The organism is Streptococcus sp. SGI.013, from assembly GCF_050315295.1.
GTDB lineage: Bacteria > Bacillota > Bacilli > Lactobacillales > Streptococcaceae > Streptococcus > Streptococcus porcorum.
Genome location: NZ_JBNPOS010000089.1, coordinates 1 through 710, shown reverse-complemented (window position 1 = coordinate 710; position 710 = coordinate 1). Strand labels below are relative to the sequence as shown.

At 38.2% G+C, this 710-nt stretch carries 1 protein-coding gene; it reads right to left on the bottom strand.

Annotation, left to right across the window (positions count from 1 at the left end):
- Window positions 1-710 (bottom strand): HAD-IC family P-type ATPase (locus tag ACQRDX_RS09465; RefSeq protein ID WP_427897467.1); only part of this gene is annotated, 710 nt, incomplete at both ends.

Below are 710 nucleotides of genomic sequence, written 5' to 3'. Positions count from 1 at the left end.
ACTTGAGTTCCAGCACCTATAGCTATACCAACATCTGCTAAGGCAAGAGAAGGAGCATCATTTACACCATCACCTACCATGATAACTTTCTTTCCTTCATCTTTAAGTGTTTTAACTAACTCATATTTGTCTTGTGGAGATTGATTTGATCTATATTCAATCCCTAAAACTTCTGCCACGCCTTGAGCCGCTTTTTCATTATCACCTGTTGCCATAATTGGTTGAATATTGTTCTTTTTAAGAGCTTTAATTAACTCTTTACTCGTTGGTTTTAATTCGTCCCCTAAAGCTACAGCACCAATGGCATCATCGTTTTCTACTAAGACACTAAGAGTTGCTCCTTTTGGAATATCCATATCAAGATTACGTCCATAGGCTTTTTGACTGATTAATTGGTAACGGTGCCCACCTGCTTTACCCTCTACTCCAGAACCGGAAATCACATCAATCGAATCAAAAGATGCTGGACGTATATCTTGCTGCTCGGCGAAACTGATAATTGATTGAGCAATTGGGTGGCTAGATCCTCCTTCAATACCTGCCAATAAGGCAATGATTTCCTCTTTTGTATATTTGTCATTAAGAAGTTTTACATCTAATACTTTAAATTCACCAGTTGTTAAAGTACCCGTTTTATCTAAAATTATCACATCTGCATCTTGAGCTATTTCTAAGGCTTGGCGGTCTTTTACTAGTAAGCCACGGCTAGC